The 21,593-nt window shown below is 41.5% G+C and carries 19 protein-coding genes; 10 read left to right on the top strand and 9 right to left on the bottom strand.

Annotation, left to right across the window (positions count from 1 at the left end; genetic code table 11):
• Positions 1-166: 166 nt before the first annotated feature.
• A complete protein-coding gene (locus tag MHN81_RS08525) occupies positions 167-1,558 on the top strand; it encodes an aldehyde dehydrogenase family protein (RefSeq protein ID WP_239425525.1) in 1,392 nt (463 codons plus the stop codon).
• Positions 1,559-1,569: 11 nt separating this feature from the next.
• Here the strand turns inward: MHN81_RS08525 and MHN81_RS08520 are convergent, their stop codons facing one another.
• Complete coding sequence (locus MHN81_RS08520) at positions 1,570-2,298, bottom strand: tetratricopeptide repeat protein (protein ID WP_023397885.1); 729 nt, start codon at positions 2,296-2,298, stop codon at positions 1,570-1,572.
• 318 nt (positions 2,299-2,616) lie between these two features.
• Between MHN81_RS08520 and MHN81_RS08515 the strand changes: the two genes are divergently transcribed.
• Complete coding sequence (locus tag MHN81_RS08515) at positions 2,617-3,426, top strand: DUF6279 family lipoprotein (protein ID WP_239425524.1); 810 nt, start codon at positions 2,617-2,619, stop codon at positions 3,424-3,426.
• Between the two features lie 63 nt (positions 3,427-3,489).
• Here MHN81_RS08515 and MHN81_RS08510 read toward each other — a convergent pair whose 3' ends face one another.
• Together MHN81_RS08510 and MHN81_RS08505 are read right to left on the bottom strand one after the other, a co-directional pair.
• A complete protein-coding gene (locus tag MHN81_RS08510) occupies positions 3,490-4,122 on the bottom strand; it encodes a flavin reductase (RefSeq protein WP_239425523.1) in 633 nt (210 codons plus the stop codon).
• A gap of 4 nt (positions 4,123-4,126) precedes the next feature.
• Positions 4,127-4,846 (bottom strand): SDR family NAD(P)-dependent oxidoreductase, encoded by a 720-nt coding sequence (locus MHN81_RS08505; RefSeq protein WP_239425522.1) that lies wholly within the window; start codon positions 4,844-4,846, stop codon positions 4,127-4,129.
• A 200-nt stretch (positions 4,847-5,046) separates the two neighbouring features.
• On the opposite strand from MHN81_RS08505, the gene ppc reads away from it, so the two are divergent.
• The 3 genes from ppc to cdd all read left to right on the top strand — a co-directional run bounded on the left by ppc (position 5,047) and on the right by cdd (position 9,136).
• Positions 5,047-7,680: a phosphoenolpyruvate carboxylase gene (ppc, locus tag MHN81_RS08500; protein WP_239425521.1), complete on the top strand. Its 2,634-nt coding sequence runs from the start codon at positions 5,047-5,049 to the stop codon at positions 7,678-7,680.
• A 189-nt stretch (positions 7,681-7,869) separates the two neighbouring features.
• Positions 7,870-8,238, top strand: a complete 369-nt coding sequence (locus tag MHN81_RS08495; protein WP_023397880.1) for a hypothetical protein — start codon at positions 7,870-7,872, stop codon at positions 8,236-8,238.
• A 43-nt stretch (positions 8,239-8,281) separates the two neighbouring features.
• Positions 8,282-9,136 carry a cytidine deaminase gene (gene cdd / locus MHN81_RS08490; RefSeq protein ID WP_023397879.1) on the top strand — a complete coding sequence of 285 codons (855 nt, stop codon included), beginning with the start codon at positions 8,282-8,284 and terminating at the stop codon, positions 9,134-9,136.
• Positions 9,137-9,154: 18 nt separating this feature from the next.
• On the opposite strand, the gene udp is transcribed toward cdd, so the two are convergent.
• On the bottom strand, positions 9,155-9,919 hold the full coding sequence (udp, locus tag MHN81_RS08485; protein WP_023397878.1) for a uridine phosphorylase: 765 nt from the start codon (positions 9,917-9,919) through the stop codon (positions 9,155-9,157).
• Between the two features lie 258 nt (positions 9,920-10,177).
• On the opposite strand from udp, the gene MHN81_RS08480 reads away from it, so the two are divergent.
• The 3 genes from MHN81_RS08480 to MHN81_RS08470 all read left to right on the top strand — a co-directional run bounded on the left by MHN81_RS08480 (position 10,178) and on the right by MHN81_RS08470 (position 13,234).
• Positions 10,178-10,957, top strand: coding sequence for a DUF2189 domain-containing protein (locus MHN81_RS08480; protein WP_023397877.1), 780 nt, complete (start codon positions 10,178-10,180; stop codon positions 10,955-10,957).
• A gap of 284 nt (positions 10,958-11,241) precedes the next feature.
• Positions 11,242-12,354, top strand: coding sequence for an arginase family protein (locus MHN81_RS08475; RefSeq protein WP_023397876.1), 1,113 nt, complete (start codon positions 11,242-11,244; stop codon positions 12,352-12,354).
• Between the two features lie 169 nt (positions 12,355-12,523).
• A complete protein-coding gene (locus tag MHN81_RS08470; protein WP_239425520.1) occupies positions 12,524-13,234 on the top strand; it encodes a transporter substrate-binding domain-containing protein in 711 nt (236 codons plus the stop codon).
• A gap of 37 nt (positions 13,235-13,271) precedes the next feature.
• Here the strand turns inward: MHN81_RS08470 and MHN81_RS08465 are convergent, their stop codons facing one another.
• Complete coding sequence (locus MHN81_RS08465; protein WP_023397874.1) at positions 13,272-13,526, bottom strand: VF530 family protein; 255 nt, start codon at positions 13,524-13,526, stop codon at positions 13,272-13,274.
• 503 nt (positions 13,527-14,029) lie between these two features.
• Between MHN81_RS08465 and MHN81_RS08460 the strand changes: the two genes are divergently transcribed.
• On the top strand, positions 14,030-14,260 hold the full coding sequence (locus MHN81_RS08460; protein ID WP_023397872.1) for a TIGR02647 family protein: 231 nt from the start codon (positions 14,030-14,032) through the stop codon (positions 14,258-14,260).
• 22 nt (positions 14,261-14,282) lie between these two features.
• On the opposite strand, the gene maiA is transcribed toward MHN81_RS08460, so the two are convergent.
• Together maiA and hmgA are read right to left on the bottom strand one after the other, a co-directional pair.
• Positions 14,283-14,909, bottom strand: a complete 627-nt coding sequence (gene maiA / locus MHN81_RS08455; protein ID WP_023397871.1) for a maleylacetoacetate isomerase — start codon at positions 14,907-14,909, stop codon at positions 14,283-14,285.
• Positions 14,910-14,986: 77 nt separating this feature from the next.
• Positions 14,987-16,282 (bottom strand): homogentisate 1,2-dioxygenase, encoded by a 1,296-nt coding sequence (hmgA, locus tag MHN81_RS08450; RefSeq protein WP_239425519.1) that lies wholly within the window; start codon positions 16,280-16,282, stop codon positions 14,987-14,989.
• Between the two features lie 118 nt (positions 16,283-16,400).
• Between hmgA and MHN81_RS08445 the strand changes: the two genes are divergently transcribed.
• Complete coding sequence (locus tag MHN81_RS08445; RefSeq protein WP_239425518.1) at positions 16,401-16,856, top strand: MarR family transcriptional regulator; 456 nt, start codon at positions 16,401-16,403, stop codon at positions 16,854-16,856.
• A 419-nt stretch (positions 16,857-17,275) separates the two neighbouring features.
• On the opposite strand, the gene MHN81_RS08440 is transcribed toward MHN81_RS08445, so the two are convergent.
• Both MHN81_RS08440 and MHN81_RS08435 read right to left on the bottom strand, forming a co-directional pair.
• Complete coding sequence (locus MHN81_RS08440) at positions 17,276-20,485, bottom strand: TonB-dependent receptor (RefSeq protein WP_023397868.1); 3,210 nt, start codon at positions 20,483-20,485, stop codon at positions 17,276-17,278.
• Between the two features lie 60 nt (positions 20,486-20,545).
• Positions 20,546-21,382 (bottom strand): S1/P1 nuclease, encoded by an 837-nt coding sequence (locus MHN81_RS08435; RefSeq protein WP_023397867.1) that lies wholly within the window; start codon positions 21,380-21,382, stop codon positions 20,546-20,548.
• Positions 21,383-21,593: the final 211 nt, after the last annotated feature.

Here is a 21,593-nt window from a genome sequence, read left to right as displayed (position 1 = left end):
TTGTGAATAATATGTTGTTAACTATTATTGTTTTATGTTTAATTTATTATCAAAGTGACTGGTTATTACCTCTACTAAATGTTGTTTTTTTGTTTTGTTTTTAACTTTAGGTTAAAAAGTTGCGTATAATAAGATGTATTCGTTACAAATGGTTAAGGGAGAAGATGTGACAGCTGTGCTTAATAACTCTATTGGAGATAAACTTGCTACACTCAAGGCTGCGTATTTGGCGACGCCATATCCTTCTGTTGATGCACGCAAACAGCTGCTTAAAAACCTAAGCGCAGCAATAATTGAAAGTAAATCGCGCCTTGTAGACGCTGCGAAGGCTGACTTTAGTACGCGTTCTGATTATGATTCTTTAGTGGCCGATATCATACCAACTATTAGTCATATTAAGTATATATCTAAGCACCTTGACTCTTGGATGAAACCTCATAGTAGATCAGCTGGCTGGCAGTTTTTACCTTCTAAAGTGTGGATAGAGTACGTGCCAAAGGGGGTTGTTGGCGTTATTGCCCCGTGGAATTACCCTATACAGCTAGCGCTTGTCCCGCTCGCGACGGCCATTGCTGCCGGTAATAAAGTAATGCTTAAGCTCAGTGAGCTGACCCCTGCTATCAATCAGGTAATTAAAGATGTGTTGGCGCCTTTAGAAGGAGACTGTATTGTTATTGAGGGAGACGCGAATGTTGCGTCTGAATTCAGTCAACTAGCTTTTGATCACTTATTTTTCACAGGCTCAACTCATATCGGCAAACAGGTTTATGCAGCAGCAGCACAAAATTTGGTCCCTGTTACGTTAGAGCTAGGTGGCAAATCACCCATGCTGGTGTTAGATGATGCTAATCAACATAAAGCGATATTAGATATCATACATGCGAAAACAATGAACGCGGGGCAGATCTGTGTTGCTCCAGACTATGTACTTGTTAATGAGTCTATTTTTGATGAGTTTATTGAAAAACTTAAAAGCAGGGTGCGGGAAAGTAGTCAGTCAAAAGATTGCACAGGTATTATAAACCAGCATCATGCCAACAGACTCTTGTCGCTTATGAACGATGCACAAAGTCAGGGCGCAGAAGTTTACTCCTCCAAACCCCTAGAAAGTTTAACGGCTAAAGAATTTGGGATTCATATAGTCATCGAACCTTCTTTGAAATCCCGCATTATGCAAGAAGAGGTATTTGGACCTATTGTAAATGTGTTAAAGGTCCAAGATCTTGAACATGCAAAGCGTGTAGTGCAATCTCTTGGCACCCCTTTAGCATGTTATTTATATACAAACAGTAAAGAGCCCGAGGCCGCGCTCCGTCGTAGTTTGCAAGCAGGATCACTGTGTATCAACGACATGCTGCTACATGTTGCCGTCGTCGATTTGCCTTTTGGTGGATTGGGGAGTTCGGGCATGGGTCAGTATCATGCAAAAGAGGGTTTTATGGCATTGAGCCACGGCAAGTCCATTTTCAAATCTAGCGATAAAATGTGGCGTAGTCAGCTGTTTGACCGCTATAGCCACATCATAAAACATGTTTTGACATGGCTATATTTGCGTTAAGTTTGACTTAGCTATTCGGCAAATCCACTACCAGCAATATAGGTTTTGGCTTGAATCTTGTGATAAATCTCATTGGCTATACGTTGTCCACGCTCTAACTGCGAGCGAGACAGGCTTTGCTCGTCAAGTTGTCTGCTTTCTGCTGCTTGAGCGTAACCGTTAAACTCAGCGAGCAAGTTCCATATGTATGAGCGTTCAACATTCTTTTGCACACCTAAGCCTTGGTAGTACAGTAACGCCAAGTTATACATTGCAAGCGTATAATTGTTGGCAGCGGCGCGCTCATACCAAAAACGTGCTTTGGAGTAGTCTTGTACAACGCCATCTCCGTTTGCATGCATAACACCAAGGTTAAACTGAGCGGCAGGCAGACTCTTTTTAGCCGCTTGAGTGAAAAGATCCACGGCTTTTTGTTTATCTAGTTTCACACCTCTACCATCTTGGTACAAAACTGCCAGTGCGAACATAGCATCAGCGCTGCCTAATTTAACTGCCCGTTGCAATAATTCAGCTGCTTTTCTAGGGTTTTTTGGCACGCCATATCCGCCTTCATGCATTTTTGCAAGCTCGTACATGCCTGGGGCGAATCCCATATCGACTAAGTATTGAAACTCCTTTAGAGCGACATCAAACTGGCCCGCATTCGCAGCCGCGATGCCTTCTTCTAATCCTGCGATGGAGGGAGTTGAGCATGCTATGAGGCCCGAGAAAAGAAGTATTTGAGTTATTTTCCGCATCATTATTTCTCCTTATGTTACAGGGGAGTGTGTTTAGCTTAATGCACCTAGTTTAATAACGCAGTTTAGACTATAAGTTTATGAAGGGAAATAAAAAAAGCCCTTTCGGGCTTTTTAATTTTCATATCTACCGTCACCGATATGAGCAATGTAGCAAGTAAATGAGTGTGTGAAATTACTGGGTCGAGTAGTAATTCACTATATGAAGCGAGCATTCATTGTGCGTATAATCAACTAGTTCGGCTTCATTGAGAATGATTATCAGTTACTCGGGAGTAAATGTCAACCGCAAATGATAATTAATTGCATTTAAGGTGTTTTATGACGAAAGTAATCACAGTCTTGTTGTTATTGTTATCTTTAACTGCTTGTATGTACGAGACAATTTATAAAAATGCAGACAGGCTTATACTTAATAGGCTCGAGGATTTTGTAACATTAACTCGCCCTCAAGAAGAAATGCTTTTAAAAGGCTTTCACCAAATTCAATTGCGACATCAATCTCACTATTTGCCAATGTATTCAAGTTGGCTTAAAACCCTTGGCGCCAATTGGCAGACAATGGATAAAAGGCAGATTCTCGAACTCAGTCAACAAGTAAGTGGGCATTGGTATGACTTGATACAAGATGCTGGGCCAGTGCTTGTCCAGTTATTAGTTTCGCTTGACCAAAAACAAAGAAAACAGCTTATATCAAATATCAAAGGTGAAATGGGAAAGTATAAAAGTCGAAATGAGCGAGTTGAAAATTCGATTGAGCGATTCGAGGACGCATTAGGAAAATTAAATCTCCAGCAAAAAGAAATGATCAGCCGCCATTACGATAAAGTGGCTTTTTATCGAGAAGTGAGGGTGCTCCACAATCAAAAACGGCTTTCGAAAATTGAAGCATTGCTTCAAAGAAGTTCGCTCACAGTGGCTGAAATCGAAGAACTGACAAGGTATATTGTTGACGCTCCTAATACTTTACCAGAGCACATTAAAAAGCACAGAGTTCAGCGTATTGCCAAGCAAATTGACTTGTTGATAAGTTTGAGAGCTACACTCTCAACAGATCAGCAAGCCGAGTTTGTCGATTATCTAAAAGATTTGGATTATATACTCGAAGAGTTTAACGATGCCAAACTGTAAAGCACTTTATTGCCGTCTTGATGAACATGAAAGTTACACATTTATCTTGCGGTTAATTGCCCGTCATGTTTTTGTTTCAGCGGGCTTGTTTGGTTTGGCGTATTCAAGTCGCGCTATTTTACTCGCCGTGTGGTAGCAATCTAGTCCCGAGACGGCAATGGTATCAAGCTGTTCTAAATTGATAAATCCATCTTCTTCAACAGCATTGTCGTCGACTTCCACATGCACTATTTTACCAATGACTAGTACGGTTTTATTCAACTCAATGGTTTGATGCTGGCATAATTCAAGGCCTATTTTAAGCTGGCTTTGTGCAACAAATGGCGCGTCAAAACTTTGATGGTAATAAGGCGTCAAGCCCGTTGCGTCAAATTCTGACTGATGTTCATCATATCGCGCTGAAGTTTGGTGGGCTTCTTTCCAAATTAAAGAGTTTACGTGGTTAATAGTGTATATCTTTGTTTGCAATATATTTTCGAGTGTATCTCGTCTGACACTATGAGGCCTAAAAATGACCCCCATTAACGGCGGGTGCGCACCCAAATGGAATACCGAACTCACAATTGACAAGTTCTCTTCGCCATTAGGGCTTCGTGTACCAACTAGGTTTGCACTTTTATAGCCAGACAGGCTATTGATAAAATGTGCGCGATACCTGTCTGGAAAATTAAGTAAGTCTTGGGTATTAAATATCATGAGATCACCATTCTATGCTTTCGCCTTGCCAATCGATGTAGTCAACATCACCATCAAACACCCTACTAGTTTGAAGCTGGTGTAGTTGCTGAGCGACAAATTCTGGTTTGAATAATTTGTCTTGTGGAACATTATTTTGAAAGGGTTTTGACAGTGCAGAATCAGTTGTGCCTGGGTGAAAAAGCATCAACTTAACATTGCATCGACGCCTTTTCAGTTCAACGCTGGCCGTTTTAAATAGCATGTTGAGTGCGGCTTTGGACGCCCTGTAGCTATACCAACCTCCAAGCTGATTATCAGAAATACTACCGATGCGGGCACTCAATGCGGTGAACACACAGGGCGTGTTAGTTGATAGCAAATGAGGCATAAATGCTTGCAGCCATAAAAAAGGCGTCATTGTGTTGACTTGTAAAAGCGTGTTGAAATATGCCTCATCAAATGCTTCTATTTTCTTCTCGGGCATGTGGTTTTCGGTATGTAATATACCATTGCAAACAGCAATATACGCAGTGTTAGGATAGATCCGTGCGATACGGTTTGAGAGGTCCTGTATGTTGTCTCTTGAGTAATCTGTTATAAATTTAGTCAACATGGGATGTGCCACGTTTAACTTACCTGAGCTAATCGCAACGACCTGGTAATTTAGACGCAAGTACTGGTTGACAAGTGCTTTACCGATCGCGCCATTGGCACCGATCACCACGGCTGTTTTTTGCACCATAAAAACTTATTTGCTATGAAAATAATTTAGATATAAACGGCTCTGAACAGAGTTTGGATCCCCTCAATTTCAGGAGATTTTGCTTTAAAATGGCAAAAATGGACGAGGCCAAGATTAAAAAAGTGTAACGAAATGGTCTTTTCATTTATGTATGTTTAACAGTATATTGGTTTGGATAAATTGTATTCAAAGGAAAGTGTATGGACCAGCAATATACAAATCTACGTCGCAATGTAAGTCTTTTAGGTGAGTGTTTGGGGGCAACCATCGAGCATGCTCTGGGTTCAGAACTACTTGAAAAAGTAGAGCAGATCAGACATCTCGCCAAAGCCTCTAGAAGCGGAGATCATCAAGCGCGAGATGCCCTAATTAATACGTTAAAGGCGCTAAGCAACGAAGAACTTTTGCCTGTCTGTAGAGCGTTTAACCACTTTCTGAATTTAGCGAACGTTGCAGAGCAGTATCATACGACTTCAAAAGCCGGTTCACCAGAGGGAGCCTTCGAAACGATTGAAAGCACCATTAATGATCTCGCCGATCGTGTTGAAAAAGAAGAGTGCTCTCAAGAGGATGCAATACAGGCTCTATCCACATTGCAAATAGAATTAGTGCTCACGGCACACCCAACGGAAGTAACTCGCCGCACAATAATCAGCAAACACGTTGAATTAAGTGATTGTCTTAAAGAACTTGAAAGCCTTGAGTGTACAGGTGTAGAAAGAGATACCATTTTAGCCCGGATAGCACAGCTGATTTGTCAGGCTTGGCATACCAATGAAATTCGAGATAAGCGGCCGACACCCTTAGAAGAAGCTAAGTGGGGGTTTGCCGTGGTTGAAAACAGCTTGTGGCACGCAATTCCACAATTTGTTGGTGAACTTGGCAAGATGGCGCAGCAGTATCTAGGTATTCATCTACCTCAGAGCTTTTCACCAGTGAAGCTTGCATCGTGGATGGGCGGAGATAGAGATGGTAACCCCAATGTAACCGCGACAGTAACACAAAGTGTGCTCGACCATGGCCGCTGGATGGCGCTTGACCTTTATTACCGAGATCTAGATAAGCTAAGTGCAGAGTTATCTATGAGTGGCGCAAACAAGGTGTTGTTAGCGCAAACGGGTGAAACGAGTGAACCATATCGTGCACTATTGAAAAACCTTAAATTAGATGTACGCGAAACCATTGACTTTTTAGAGAGTAAAATCAAAGGAACACCAACGTCTTGCCGCGATAAAATTAAATTCACAGCACAGCTACGAGAGCCACTGTTGGTTTGTTTCAATTCTCTCAATGAGCTGGGAATGGAAGTTGTTGCCAATGGCTTGCTGTTAGATGTGCTACGTCGCTTAAATTGCTTTGGCGTGAACTTATGCCAGCTAGATATTCGCCAAGACTCAGCCCGTCATACTGAGGTTCTATCAGAGCTTACGCGATATCTGGGAGTCGGTGATTACGCCCAGTGGTCTGAGCAAGATAAACAGGCATTTTTGCTGTCTGAGCTAAGTTCAAGGAGACCGATCATACCAAAGCATTGGCGTCCAAATGAATCCGTAAAAGAAGTGATAGATACGTTTGATGTGATTGCGCAACAAGATAGTGCTGCTCTGGGGATTTATATCATATCTATGGCACAGTATGCGTCTGATGTATTGGCTGTTCAACTGCTGCTCAAAGAAAGTGGTGTTGGGTTTAATTTCCCAGTCGCGCCGTTATTTGAAACGCTCGACGATTTAAACCGCGCAGACAAAGTAATGACTGAACTTTTCAGTTCGAGTTGGTACAAGGGCCACTTGTCACATCAACAGTATGTCATGATTGGTTATTCAGATTCGGCAAAAGATGCGGGAATGATGGCGGCTGGCTGGGCGCAATACCGAGCCATGGAGTCTCTTATCGAATTGGGAGACAAGCACGGGATTAAAATGAAGCTATTTCATGGGCGAGGAGGGACCATTGGCCGCGGTGGTGCTCCCGCACGTCAAGCCTTACGCTCACAGCCACCAGGTTCGCTTAAACATGGTTTAAGAGTGACAGAGCAAGGGGAGATGATACGATTTAAATTTGGACTCTCTCCAGTTGCGATTCAAAGTCTTTCGTTATATGCCAGTGCGATCATAGAAAATAACTTGTTCCCACCTCCAAAACCGAAGTCACAATGGCGCGAGGCCATGGATATGCTCAGTGAAGCGTCATGTGAACGATACCGCCAATATGTCCGTAATACGCCAGATTTTGTTTCATATTTTAGAAGTGCGACACCAGAAATAGAGCTAGCTAAATTGCCACTCGGATCTCGACCTGCCAAACGTAATCCAAAAGGAGGTATAGAAAGCTTACGTGCAATACCATGGATTTTTGCATGGAGTCAAAACCGCTTGATGTTGCCCGCCTGGCTCGGAGCGAATGAGGGGATAAAAGCTGTCCTCAACTTAGGTGGTGAATCGTTAATTGAAGAAATGAGTGAGCTGTGGCCTTTTTTTAGAACAAGAATCGAAATGCTTGAAATGGTGTTTTGTAAAGCTGATTTATGGCTAACTGAATATTATGACGAGCGCCTAGTGCCTAAAGAACTTCAGATTATTGGGGAAAAGCTAAGAGCAGAGCTGAAAGAGACCATGGATGAAGTATTGCGACTGGCACCTAAGGGGAGTTTATTGTCTGCACAGCCTTGGATCAAAGAGTCAATTGCGTTACGTAACCCCTATACTGATCCTCTAAACCTGTTGCAAGTAGAGTTATTAAAGCGCACACGCGCAGCAGATGATCAAAATCTAGATAGTGCACTGATGATCACAATGATGGGGATCGCCGCAGGTTTACGTAATACTGGCTAATACTTATGTGCTAAATGTAATTTGAAAATACATTTTTATAACGCAGTGAAATAAAAAACCAACCATAAAGGGTTGGTTTTTTATTTTTTACTCATTTTTAAATCCTATTTTGTTGACAGCGCCACGCTTTAAACTAAAATCCTTGCCCTCTTTAGTAATTTCTATGTCGGTATCTTTGCAGAGTTCTATATGTCAGTACTATCAACCAGTATTACCTATGATCAAACTACGTCTTTAATTTTAATGACTGTGCGTGGTAAAGCCGGAGCAGAAGATGTGGTCAATGCTTATAAAGCAGCTAAGGCGTATTCAGAGCAACATGGCAGTAAGAAAGTGCTCATTGACGTTTCAGAGTTAGAGCATAAATTTGCTGCCATTGACATTGTCAATGTAATGCCTAAGGTTGCTCATCATTTGACCAATATGCAAATTGCCCGTGTTGTTGGTTTTGAAGGTTATATGCACGATTTGTTTTTACAAAAAGTAAAAAGGTTTGGTATTCATGCAGAAAACTTTGAGTGTTTTAAATCTGCAAAGGAATGGTTGAGTAACGCGTAAAACCTGCGTAAACTGACATGCCATATTCTATAATAATTAAATTATGGTAATAATAGACAGCAAAACAGAAGAATATATTTACGATAGCGCTAAGCAAACACACGGTGTATTAAAGACGACTGTCGTATCTGAACTGATAAGTCAACTCAATTGTGACAAAGAGCAACTTCAGCAAGCCTTGTTACCAATTGCAGCAAAATTTGCTCAAGCTCCTATCTCTTCCTTTTATGTTGGTGCCGTGGTTTTTGATAAAATTACGGACAGTATGTATTTGGGCGCTAATTTAGAGTTTAAACGTCAGGCACTATCTTTGGTAGTTCATGCAGAGCAAGCAGCAATCAATAATGCATGGATAAATGGTGCGCAAGAAATCACTTCGATAGCCATTAATGCCGCACCTTGTGGATTTTGTCGCCAGTTTATGAATGAGTTGAACTCGGCTGGTACCTTGTCAATACTACTGCCAAATGGAAGGTTTACCTTGAACGAGTTGTTGCCTTGTGATTTTGGTCCGAGTGATCTGGGCAATGGGGCGTCACTTATGTCAAATGTAGCGTCCGATGTTGATATCAACCTGCCTATATCTGAAGCATTGAAACAACACTTACGTCAAGCCTATGTGCCTTATACTAGCAATTTGAGTGCGGCAGAGTTGGTTTTGAAAGATGGACGAGCCTTTTATGGCAGATATGCGGAAAATGCCGCTTACAGCCCGAGTTTATCACCCATGAGCAGCGTATTAAGTCAATTGGCGCTATCCGGTATCAAGTTAGAAGATGCTTGTGTAGAGCGCATTACATTAGTAGAGAAAGCGGGTTTTGAAAATCAAAAATCCGTGGCTCAAGCTGTATTGACCAACTTAAAAGGCACCGTGCCTTTGGAGCACCACGTATTTTAGTCTAAAGTAGGCGCAAGCCTACTTTGATTGAGTAATAAGGATCTCGGCGGCTTTAATTACCACTGAAACAGCACGCTTTTCAACCAACTGATGGTCAACGTCAGGAATTTCCTGCCTTGTTCTATTTACTAACACGCCGGCTACACAAGCTGCTTTTAGGCCAAGAGCTGCACACATAGTGAATAGAGTCGCTGACTCCATTTCATAGTTCATGACATTGAGCTTTTGCCATTCTTCACATGACCCTTGGAATGCTTTGGATACATAGCCGGAGAAAGTGTCGTAACGTTCTTGTCCTGGATAGAATGTGTCACTCGAAGCGGTGATACCTGTGTGATAAGGCACCTTCTCAAATTCACAAGCTTGCACCATAGCTTGAGTACTATGAAAGTCTGAAACCGCAGGGTATGCCAAAGGAGCAAAGTGCTGGCTTGCGCCATCTAGTCTAACTGATGCAGTGCTGACGAGAATATCACCTTCATCAATATGTGGCTGAATTGCACCTGTGGTACCAATTCTTAAAAATGTTTTGATCCCGAGCTGAGCGAGTTCTTCCACAGCAATAGAAGTAGACGGGCCACCAATTCCTGTGGAGCAAACAACAACTGGTTGCTCTTTAATTGTGGCTAGGTAAATATGAAACTCTCTTGTTTGCGCTAGGCAAATAGCATTGTCTAACTGCTGGGCGATTCGTTTTGAACGTTCGGGATCGCCCGGAACGATTGCTAGCTTAGCACCTTGAAGATCTGCTTGGGTTAATCCCAAGTGAAATACCTTTTCCATAAAAAACCTTTTTATGTTCTAAAACGTAATGGTTAAAGTTAAAGAGGTTTAAGTACAGGACACATGTCCTCTGAGCTAAACCAAGCTAACTGACTGGTTACTTATAAAACGAGCATGGTTTGATTACGGGTAAAGTTGTAACGCAAAACCATTTTTTAACGAATTTGAAAACAAATATAACAGTGTACTATTGCAATGCTTGCATGTTAGGCCCAGCTCATCTAAACCTTAATATAGCAATGTAGAGAGGACACCTTTATGCCAACATCTCACTCGGTAGATAAAACCCCAGAATTCGCGCGGTGCTTGGAAAGCAATCAAATTAGTGCGCTAGCCCCATTTCACTGGTTATCATTAGCTTGCAAAGACATTGTGAGGGCACCAATCCTGAGTCTAATATACGGTTTAGTATTTAGTATTATCCCCGCTTTTATTATGTGGCTTGTTTTTCAGTCTGGCACACACCTCGTTATTTTACCTGCTTCAGTGGCATTCGCTTTAATCGGTCCCGCGTTCGCTGCAGGTTTGTACGATGTTGCTTGGGAGTTAGAAAAAGGTCACAAGCCAACATTAATGCATAGTTTGAAATCCATGTTTAGAAACCCTGCGGGAGAATGGGGGTTTGCCATTTTATTAATGGTTATCATGATAGTGTGGATGCGACTGGCGGCGTTGATACATGCATTGTATCCGAATGTGCCAAACCCCAACTTTGAACAACTATCAGCATTTTTAACACTCGGATCCATTGTTGGTGGTGTATTGATGATGGCTGTTTTCGCGATTTCTGCATTTACGCCTCAAATCATGATGGAGCGAAGAGTCGATATTATGACGGCGGTAGTGTCATCTATACATGCGGTTGGCACTAATGTACCAGCCATGATCGTGTGGGGGTTGACCATAGTCACTATGGTTATCATTGGGTTTTTGACAGGCGCAGCAGGGTTCATCATTATTATGCCGCTACTTGCTTATGCCAGTTGGCATGGATATATCGCAATCATCAAGACCAAAAAGCCCAGAGGATACGAATAACTAGACATCTTCTGTGAATATTCAGCCGCTGGTGTTTTTATGTGATTAGCATCCAGCGGTTGACTTATATTCCTACCATGTTATATCAGCGTTATTCTAATTGTAATTTTCTCGTAGGTCATTTTTATAATCAATTAAGTCGTTGATTAAATTGGTTTTTATTTGTAGTGATTTTATTGTGTTCAAATAAAAATTGGTTAAAAGTGAGCTGATTTCATTAGCGGATTACGTTTTTGAAGTAGAGTCAATTTAGCATGATTATGCAAATTATTGAGGAGCACGCTATGAGCAACAGCAAATCACAATACCTTGAAAAACTAGAAAATTGTCTGTGCCCACCAGGTGATGGGGTATTCACTGTGAATACAGCTAAGGAACGCAAAGAAGCACTGAGACAAAAGCTATATGGTCAAACTGAAGGTGTAGAGGCACTTTGGAAAGACTCTTTGCAAAATATTGAAAACAGCGAACACAAAGCTGCTATTTTAGGTATTAGCTCTGATTGTGGTGGTGGTATTTTACGTGGTGCAAACTGGGGTCCGTTATTTTTACGCAGCACGCTAATAGAACAGCAGCCACAAACAACAGCATTTGATTTAGGTGATGTGCGTGTTATTCCTCACCTACTACATGACAAGTATTTAAATGAAGGGACCATCTCTAATTGTCAGAAAGCCCTTTATCAAGATGAGAATAGCGAATATTTTGTAGCGCCGTTGTCAATTACCGAAGATGTGTGTGATGGTTTCTACAAGCATTACCCTGATAAAGGTGTGTTTGGTATTGGCGGTGATCATTCTATTAGTTACCCACTAACAAAGGCATATTTAAAAGCGAAAAGAGCGCAAGGCAAACGCACTGCGATTATTCACTTTGATGCTCACACAGATCTGTTGGTTGAAAGACTAGGTATTGACCTATGTTTTGGTTCTTGGTGTACACATATCCTTGAATTTTTGCCTGCTCCTCATCACCTAATTCAATTTGGGATCCGCTCAAGCGGTAAAGCAAAAGAGCATTGGGAAGGCACTTTTGGCGTTAAACAACACTGGGCACATGAAATTAGAGAGCAAGGTGCTGACGCTATCGTTGCTGGCGTAATTGCGCAGCTTAAAGCCGACAATGTCGATGAGCTATATGTAAGCTTTGATATTGACGCATTAGATGAAGAGTTTGCCGCGGCGACAGGCACCCCTGAAACTGGCGGATTAACACCTGAAGAGTCTATGACAATCCTCAAAGCTCTTGCTAAAGAGTTCCCGATCACTGGTGCGGATATGATGGAGATTGCGCCATTCACAGATAGCTCCCTTGCAGGCCAATCAAGTTCAGAAACAACATTGAGAGAAGGTGCGAAGATTTCAGCGTTCTTAATTGATGCGATGAATAAAGCCTAACTGCGATTCTAAGAGGGGCTAATATGCCCCTTTTCCTTTTTGTTTTACCCACTCTTACTTTAGAAAATACCTCACAGGCGCTGCTGATTGCCTCTTCGTGCTGTAATTTCACAGACCCGTAATTGTTACCTATAGTTTGTATTACTAAATGTGATTTGTTAGGAGATAAGTGTTGTATCGATGGATGCTTGGATGCTGTTTATTGCTAACATTGAGCTTTGCTCATGCGAGTTATACCTTACATATTGTTACGGAGAACTTCCCACAATTTCAGTATATTAATGGAGAAGGGGAGCTAGTAGGCACTGCCGTTGACAAAGTAAAGGCGGTGTTAAATAAGTCAAAGATCAACTACCGGATCTCGGTAGAAACTTGGACTACAGCCTACAATACAGCAGCTCGAGATGAAAATACCTGTATCTTCTCTATGGCTAAAAATGAGCAACGAGGCGAAAAATTCAATTGGGTATTTCCCATTAGTAAGTTTGTCACCTCTTTTTATGCTTTAAAGTCGTCTCAGATCTCAATTGATTCAATAGAAGAAGCTAAGCAATACAAAGTTGCCGTTATCAAAGATAATTACAGCCATCAGTTTTTAGTGAAAAATGGTTTTATTGAGGGATACAACCTCGTGCTTATCAACTCGTTTGAACGTGTTTTTGAGTTGCTCGCAACACGACATAAATTTGTTGACCTTGTGATATTAAGTGATGATCAGTTTGAGTTTAAAAGAAAGCACGAGCCCGTAAGTGTATTGCTTGAACCGGTTTTGACGCTGCGCAATTTGGACATGGAGCTATACTTTGCGTGCAACAAAAACTTGCCACCTCATGTGACAAAAAAAATAGTTAACAGTTATAAGCAATTGGGATTTAACTAAAAAACAGCAAGAGGAGCTTTTCCTCTTGGCTTTATGGCTACTTTTTAGATTCTGGGCTGGAAGGCCAAGCAAAACCGTGAAATGTATCAAGGTACAGTTGCTCTACCTTTTCTCTTGCCCAAGGTGTCTTTCGCAAAAATTTTAGACTGGACTTTACGGAAGGGTCTTTTTTGAAGCAGTTAATATTGACGATCTGCGCCATTTCTTCCCAACCTAGCTCAGATTCAAGCTTTTCAACGATGTCTTGTAACTTAACACCGTGCAGTGGGTTATTTGGTTGTTGTGTACTCATATTTAAAACCTAATTTTCGCGACGCGCTAGTGTACTCGTATCTTACCTCTAAGATCTAGCCTTTTCGGCTCTCCATTCTCATCAAGCTTTAACCATACGAGTTGGCTTTGTGGCTGGTTACCATATTTATGGCTACATACATATATGTGGTCAAACTGTTTTATCAAAGCGCCTTCGCTATACTGAGATGAATTAAACCAACAAACTCGCTGCGGAGAATCAACGAACACCCTAGGGGAGTTTTCTTTTGCATTAATCGGCAGGGAACATAAAAAAATTATTAAAAATGATAAAAAATTGATCTTATACATGGCATTACTCATAGTCTGGGCTAATGTTTATTAGGTCGAAGTACGTTTATCGGCACTAAAGGTAGTATGTACTTTAGCTAGCTTAAACGGCTGTTCTAAAGGATTGTCAGCGGCAACACCGTCTGACCAGTATATTTAAATGTAAGCACAAGTCATGCCCAATTGGTAGCTTGATTGTAATTAGGGGGAAGTATGGCATTTGACACTCAGTTGATGGCGGAACTGGAACTATTGGCAAAATTTCCAAGGAGTAGTTTGCACCAAGGCCTTAAAATACATAGCAGTGCGGATCAAAGTATTTTAGCTGCTGCAGAGCGGTTGTTTGATAAAGGGGTGATAGATAGGCCCGATGGCGGTTATTTAACGGATTTGGGACACGATTTACTGGCTCATATTGATCAAGTTCATGGGGCATTAAAATAATACCCCAAACATAAATACGTATTTAAGCTGCATCCGGTTGGTTTTCGGGTGCCGCTTTGATAAAGGCATCTAAAGTATTACAGTGTTCATAAACGGCTGCAATTTTAGGGAATTGTGACATATCCACTTTGAAGCGCAACGCGTTAAAGACTTGCGGAACTAAACACAAATCTGCCAGTGTAGGTTGGTCACCAAAACAGAAAGGGCCGTCTCCCAATGTAGGTTCTAATTTCTTAAACCCTTCAATGATCCAATGTTGATACCAAGTTGTCTTCTGTTCGTCAGTAACATTTAGCTCACTGCTTAAGTATTTAAGAACACGCAAGTTATCAATAGGGTGAATATCACAGGCAATGGCATAACTAAAGTTACGAACTTGCGCTTTTTGCCATGGATCAGCAGGTAGAAGCGGTGTTTCTGGATGCGTTTCTTCCAACCATTCCAAAATAGCCAAAGACTGTGCCAAAGTACCTTGCTCTGTCTCCATTGCTGGCAACAAGCCCTGCGGGTTTTTAGCTGTATATGGCGCCTGTTGCTGTTCCGACTTCAATAGGTTAACGGCTTCAAGCTGATGATCAATGCCTTTTAAATTAAGGGCAATTCTCACGCGATACGCAGCAGATGAGCGAAAGTATGTATAAAGTTTCATGTTAAATCCTTATTCACGACAAAGGCCACAATAAAGTGGCCAATATAAAATATGATTGCTTAATGCCTGTTATGCAATTATGCGCCCTTGAAATACTTCTTAATGCCTTTCCAGCAATCCGAGTAGTTAGGTTGGCGCTCTTTGCCTTCAAGTGCATATTTAGTTGGTGAAATTACATAGCGTGATTCAAACATAAAGGCCAATGTATTTTCATAGCGCTGTGGTTCAAGCTCTGCATTTGAGGCTTTTTCAAATACGTCAGCTTCTGGGCCGTGCGGAGACATACAGTTGTGCAAGCTCATACCGCCAGGCACAAAGCCGTGTTCTTTTGCGTCATAGACACCCTCAATAAGGCCCATAAACTCACTCATAATATTACGATGGTAATATGGTGGGCGGAACGTGTCTTCAGCAACCATCCATCGAGGAGGGAAAATCACAAAGTCGACATTTGCAACACCTTCTTGGCCCGATGGAGAAGTTAACACTGTAAAGATTGATGGATCTGGATGATCAAAGCTCACAGTATTAATTACATTAAAGCGAGACAAGTCATATTTATATGGTGCGCTGTTACCTGTCCAGGCAACTACGTCTAGTGGCGAATGTCCAATATCACAGCGGAATAGGTTGCCATTAAATTTAGCTACAAGCTCAAAGTCGCCTTCAAGGTCTTCAAAAGCAGCAACTGGATATTGGAAATCACGTTCGTTTGTGTAGCCATTAGCGCCCACAGGACCGCGTTCAGGTAAAATGTATGGATGACCGTAGTTTTCACAAATATATCCGCGAACTTGTTCGCTGATTAGCTCAACACGAAACTTCAGCCCGCGAGGGATAACTGCGATTTCGCCTGGTTTAATAGCAAGTTTGCCGCACTCAGTGTGCAGTACAAGTTCGCCTTGTTGTGGAACGAATAACAATTCACCGTCAGCGTTGTAGAAATATCTACCTTCCATTGAAGCGTTTGCGACGTATACGTGAATACCGATACCAACTTGGCTGTTAGCACTACCATTGGCAGCCATAGTCACAAGGCCATCAATAAAGTCAGTCTTTTCTGCTGGTATTTCTACCGGGTTCCAACGCAGCATTGACGGTGGCGTTGGTACTTCAGTAATAGGAGCAGTTCTTACCAGGCCATTGTCCATTGGCTGGTATTCACCTTGCAATACAGATGGGCGTATACGGTAGAACCAGTTTCTGCGGTTTTCTGCACGCGGTGCTGTAAACGCCGTTGTATTGTATTGTTCAGCATATAGGTCGTATTTCACTTTTTGAGGTGAAAACTGTCCAACCGGTAATGCGCCGGGTAGGGCTTCGGTTTCAAATTCGTTACCAAATCCTGTCAAATAGTCGAACTCTGTACTCATTTTACGTAGACTCCATTGATGTTTCCTGTAAGATACTCTCATGTGAGAGTAATTGCAAACATCCTGATAAAGATGTACTGTAAATAAATAATTACAAAAGTGAGAGGTACTTTGCACCGTGAGTAAACCAACTATTTTAGATATTAGCCAGTTTTTACCTTATCAGTTGGTATCTTTATCCGCTCAAGTGAGTGAAGACTTTGCTCAAGTTTATAATCAAGAGGCGGGTCTCACACAAGCCCAATGGCGCGTACTGTCTCATGTACTCAATTTGGAGTTTGCTACAGCTAGGCAAATTTGTGAGCTGGCAAATATGGACAAGTCCACCGTATCGCGCGCGATAAAGCAATTAGAAGAAAAAGGGTTAATGGGGTTGAACAAACACCCTGATGACAAACGCGCAACGGTGTTGCAAGCCACACCAGGTGGTATCAATTTATACGAGATGTTGACACCAAAGGCGAAGGAGTGGGAGCGGGATTTATTGTCAAATTTTAGTGAGAGTGAAAAGGTTACTTTAAAAGCTTTGATCGAAAAGCTATCTCAGTCTGTCGAAAGAAAAGTGACTGGCTGAAAGTAATTGTCTAAACGATCATCGTAACTGCTACATATAAAATGAAGAGGGTTTTTATGACTCGTGAGCATAAATGACCTCTTCAAAGTCATCGATGGTTTAAACTGTTTTGTTTACTCCTGGCACCACCTGTCTCTTCATAACTTAAAATCCCTGTCTGCACAAAGCTAATTCATTTTCTCCGTATGTAACATATCTAATCGGCATTTTATAAAGCTCGTTCATGTTGTATCTGCTGGACGCGGTTATAGCTTTAAAAAGATGGCTGTTAGGCGGATATCGCACTACAGGATACTGTAGCTTTACTATGTGAGGTTTAAAAAAGAGTTTGTACAAAAGAATCATTAGTCAATGCATAGTCAATAAAAAGGCCAACATTAAGTTGGCCTTGACATCTAATTACATGTTTAAGTTAGATATTAGAATGTGTAACGAACACCGATTTTAGCGCGCCAAGCTGACTTGTTTTCATCGATTTCGTTGAAGTTACGTACGTCTGCACCACCGAATTTATTTTCGATAATGATTTTGTCGTCGTCAGTTAGACCACCAAAGTCATAGATACTTTGGTTAGGGAATCTCAAGCGCTCTTCTTGACCCCAGTCGCTATTTAGCATGTTCGCGAAGTTCTCGATCATGACATAAAACTGAGCTTTATGGTCTTTGTAGAAACCCGGGATCTCTTGTTTGAAGCTGACATCCATAGTTGTAACCCAAGGTTGTCTGAACGTGTTGCGGTCAAGGATTTGACCACGCTCAGAGATACCTGCGCGGTTTAATAAAGTTTCAAGTTGTGACCAGCTGAAACCTTCAGCATATTCTACATTCTGATCATCAGGACCTGATGGAATGTATGCTAGGTATGCGCTATTCGAGTTGAAGTCACGAGTATCACCGTAGTCTCCATCTCTAAAGAAGCCCATAACATAGCTATACGGACGGCCTGAACGACGCTCGAAGAATAGGTTAAACTTAGAGTCATAGCCATCGAAGAACTGAGTCGTGTAGCTAACATTCAGTTTCAAGCTGTGCTCAATTTCATAGTAACCAGTTGCAACGTGGTCAACGTTACGGCTTTGTGTAACTGCATGTTTATAGTTACTTTGCGCACGAGATGATGAGCCTGGCGATACGTCTTCAATGTCTTGATGCGTATAACTTGCAGACACGTATAGGCCATTATCAAACTCTTTAGCTAGTGATGTGCTGAAGATAATAGAGCGAACATCTTCAGATGCATTAGTCATCATAATATCGAAGTTTTCAGCAGCATCGCCATCGTAGATTGACTCGTACTTAACGCGACCATCTTTAGAAGTGCCGACAGGCTTAAGTGCTGTGTTTTTCCAAATCGCTTCGTTTTCTTTGATGTGGTAAGAAAGCTCTGCTGACCATTTAAATCCATCGCCTAGTAGCTCTGAGTCAAATTCGTAGTCAAAACCTACTTGAGCACGGATACTTGAAGGTAGTTCAAAGTTAGGATCTGTATAGTTTGTGCTACCTGCGCCTTTAGCCAGTGTATCTTGTACACTTGCAGGAACAGAAGCAAAGCCTGCGTTGTTAACTCTTAGAGCGTCTGCTTGTGCACGGTTGTTGTTAACTTCTACATATTGGTCAACAGCTGTATTAGAAGCTGTAACGTATGTTAGACCATCATTTTGGTAAGGGTTGTTATACCAAACATTTGGAATACCGCCTTGGAAGCGGCCGATACCACCATTGATTGTTAGTGCTTCAGTTGCATAGTACTTAAAGCCAATACGAGGAAGGATAATGTCGATGCCGTCTAAGTTTTCTTGGTTAGAGAAACCGTACGTTTCAGTAAATGCAGCGTTCAAAGTAGGCTTATCGCTTGAAGATAAACGCTCATAACGTAGGCCAACATTTAATTCTAAATCGTCAGTTGGGTAGAACTTGTCTTCAATATATAGAGCTATTTGCTTACGAGTCGCGTCGTATGCCAAGTCATTCACATTATTTGTATATGCATTACGGTAAGAGAATTCGTCTAGTGTACCAGAGGCGAAATCATCTAGAGAGTTAAATGTCCAAGAACCCTTGGTGTTCGCGCCAAATAAGTTATACAGACGTAAGCTTTCTAATTGAGCACCGAAGTTAATTTCATGGTCACCGTAGAAGTAAGTACCATCAAAAGTGAATGTTGCCGTTTCAGTCTCAGAAATGTTCGCGTGACGGAATTCATCGCGACCAAAGTTAAAGCTTGGTGAACGACCACCATCAATGTGAACTTCAACAGTACCTAAGTCTGAGTTATTCATACTTTCGCTTTTAACATCTTTATAAGCGAAGCCAATTTCAGTTGAGAAGCTGTCAGTCCAATCTGAATAAACTTTTGTAGAGAAGTTATTGAATGACTTCTCTTCAGTGAAGCGACGAGAAGCAAGTAAAACCTCATCACCACCTTCAGAGTATTCACGATCTTGATTGTCATCTTGCCACTGGTAAGTGAAATCAGCACGGTGTGCATCATTGATGTTCCAGCTTAATTTCACAAGTAGAGCATCGTTTGTACTTTCTGGATCACCACCTAGGGCACCATCTAAGCCATACGTGTTTTGTAAAATGCTGTTGAAGCGATCAAAATCTGCTTGAGCGATATCGTGCTCATGAGTTGTGCCAGCACCTTCCCAACCGTAAGAAAGCTCTTTAGTTTGAGTCCATGAGTTGTAGTTTACAAAGTAGAAAAGCTCATCTTTTAAGATCGCACCACCTGTACTAAAACCATAACGGTTTTCGTTCAGGATAGAGTCATCAGAAACCGTTTCGTATGTACGGTGGCCAGCTTCATCTCGCTCACCAGCAATCTCGTTGATTGAGTCTAATTTACCAGCTAGGCTCGGGTTCGAGAACTCGTAAAAGCCTGTGAAGGTATAATCATTCGAACCTGACTTTGTAACAGCGTTAATTTGACCACCACCGAAGTTACCTTTTTTAGCAGAGAATGGTGCTGCGTCTACAGAAACCTGCTCAATAGCATCTAGTGCAACTGGTGGCTGCTGAGTAGGGTAGCCTCCAGAGCTTAGACCGAAATCATCATTTTGACCGATACCGTCAACTGTGAAGCTATTTGTTTTTGGGTTGTTACCAGCGATGGTCAATTCACCTGCGCCGTTTACAGAAGCTAGTGGATTCAAACGAGCCACGTCTTTCAGGTCGTTGTTGAAACTTGGCATGTTTCTAATTGTTTCTTCACCAAATACGCTTGAAGAACCACCTGCTTGCTGAACAATTTTGTAACCTGAAATTGAGATAGTTTCAATTTTCTTTGGCTCTAACTGAGAAGTTACACGACGAGTTTGGCCTAAGTCTAAATAAATGTTGTTTAGCTCAGAGTCGCGGTAAGCGTCAGAATCAAGGATAACCTTGTATGGACCGCCTACACGAAGACCTTTTGCAATGAATGCACCAGAGTCGTTAGTTACAAACTGGCTAACAGTACCAGTAGGTTCGTGAATGACAGTTACTTTAACGTTTGCGGCGGCATTGCCTTCAGGAGTAGTTACTTTACCTCGCATCGATGAAGATGTTTCAGAAGCAAAAGCTGAAGCAGACACGCCTAGGGCTAAGACTAAAGCACCAGCTACTTTAGTTAAGCGAACGTTTTTCATTATGTTGTTTCCCGTGTTATTAGGTTTATCAGTTAGTTTAAATATCATTTTTCAAAGCTTTTATTTATTAGCAAGCGCATTAACTAAAGGCTTTGAGTTATTGTCAAAAATTTGGTTTAGCAACCCAGCCAATCTATATCCGCCTTGTTGAAGGCGTATTTTAATTGTCGGTGTATGTTTATATATATAACCCCAACTTATTTCAGTTTCATTGCTTTCGTATATGTCCTCAGCAATTTTATTGGATTCCAATAACCAATCAGAAGGTGTGCTGTTTAAATAGTTAGCGATTAACTGTTTGTCTGAGGTAGTAATGAAGCGAGTAAATTCTGTGAAAGATAACTTTTGGTATTCCACTAGCTCCGTGTCAAAAACTTTATGAAGATTAGTAGACTTTCCAAAAAATTCTACATCAATTTTATTTCCGCCTAAATCTTCGGCTCGTCCAGCATGGAAAGGTTGGTGTGCGTCGCCAACTAAATGTACAAGGAACTTTAAAGCAAATTGCTTGTCTTTTAAGTCTGAGGAAGAATCTTTAAGTACATTTGCTGTGAAATTGATACCATCAAGAATGTGTTTTACTTCTTCTTTGTTTGAGATCTCAGGGTTGCTGTGGCGATGCATGTGCTCAGGTTTATCAATATTGATGTAATGCCATTTACCTGATTGCTTTTTCCAAAAGTGTGCCGAGTCAGAGCGCATTTCATCCGGCCAAGTGGATACTTCTGCTAATGTGTCGTCACCAAGGATCAATTGAATATGAGATGCAGTAGCGGGCGTTAAATAGCTCTGAGCCAACTCACCGATCACTCTGTGCCCGTTTTGACCCCAAGCAATAGCGGAGCTACTCACCAAGCCAAGGGAGAGTGCAAAAACTTTAATTGAACCTCTAAACATCACTTACTCGCCTAAATGTAAATCAGATAATTACCAAGTATTCTAATGAGGTCAATTGTCCGGGTTTTTAACGAAAATAAAAGGAGTCAAGAGTATTCATAATTTCCTGTTAATAAAGCATTTAAATCAATATCTTACGTCTTATTAGTAAAATTACCTGTTGCAATAAGTAAAGAAAGTTGATCTAATAAGCCTGTAGGAAATAAAAGAA

The sequence above is a fragment of the Pseudoalteromonas sp. Of7M-16 genome (assembly GCF_022347805.1).
GTDB classification, from domain to species: domain Bacteria; phylum Pseudomonadota; class Gammaproteobacteria; order Enterobacterales; family Alteromonadaceae; genus Pseudoalteromonas; species Pseudoalteromonas luteoviolacea_F.
The sequence above is the reverse complement of the archived record's forward strand: the minus strand, read 5'-3'. Positions and strand labels throughout refer to the sequence as shown.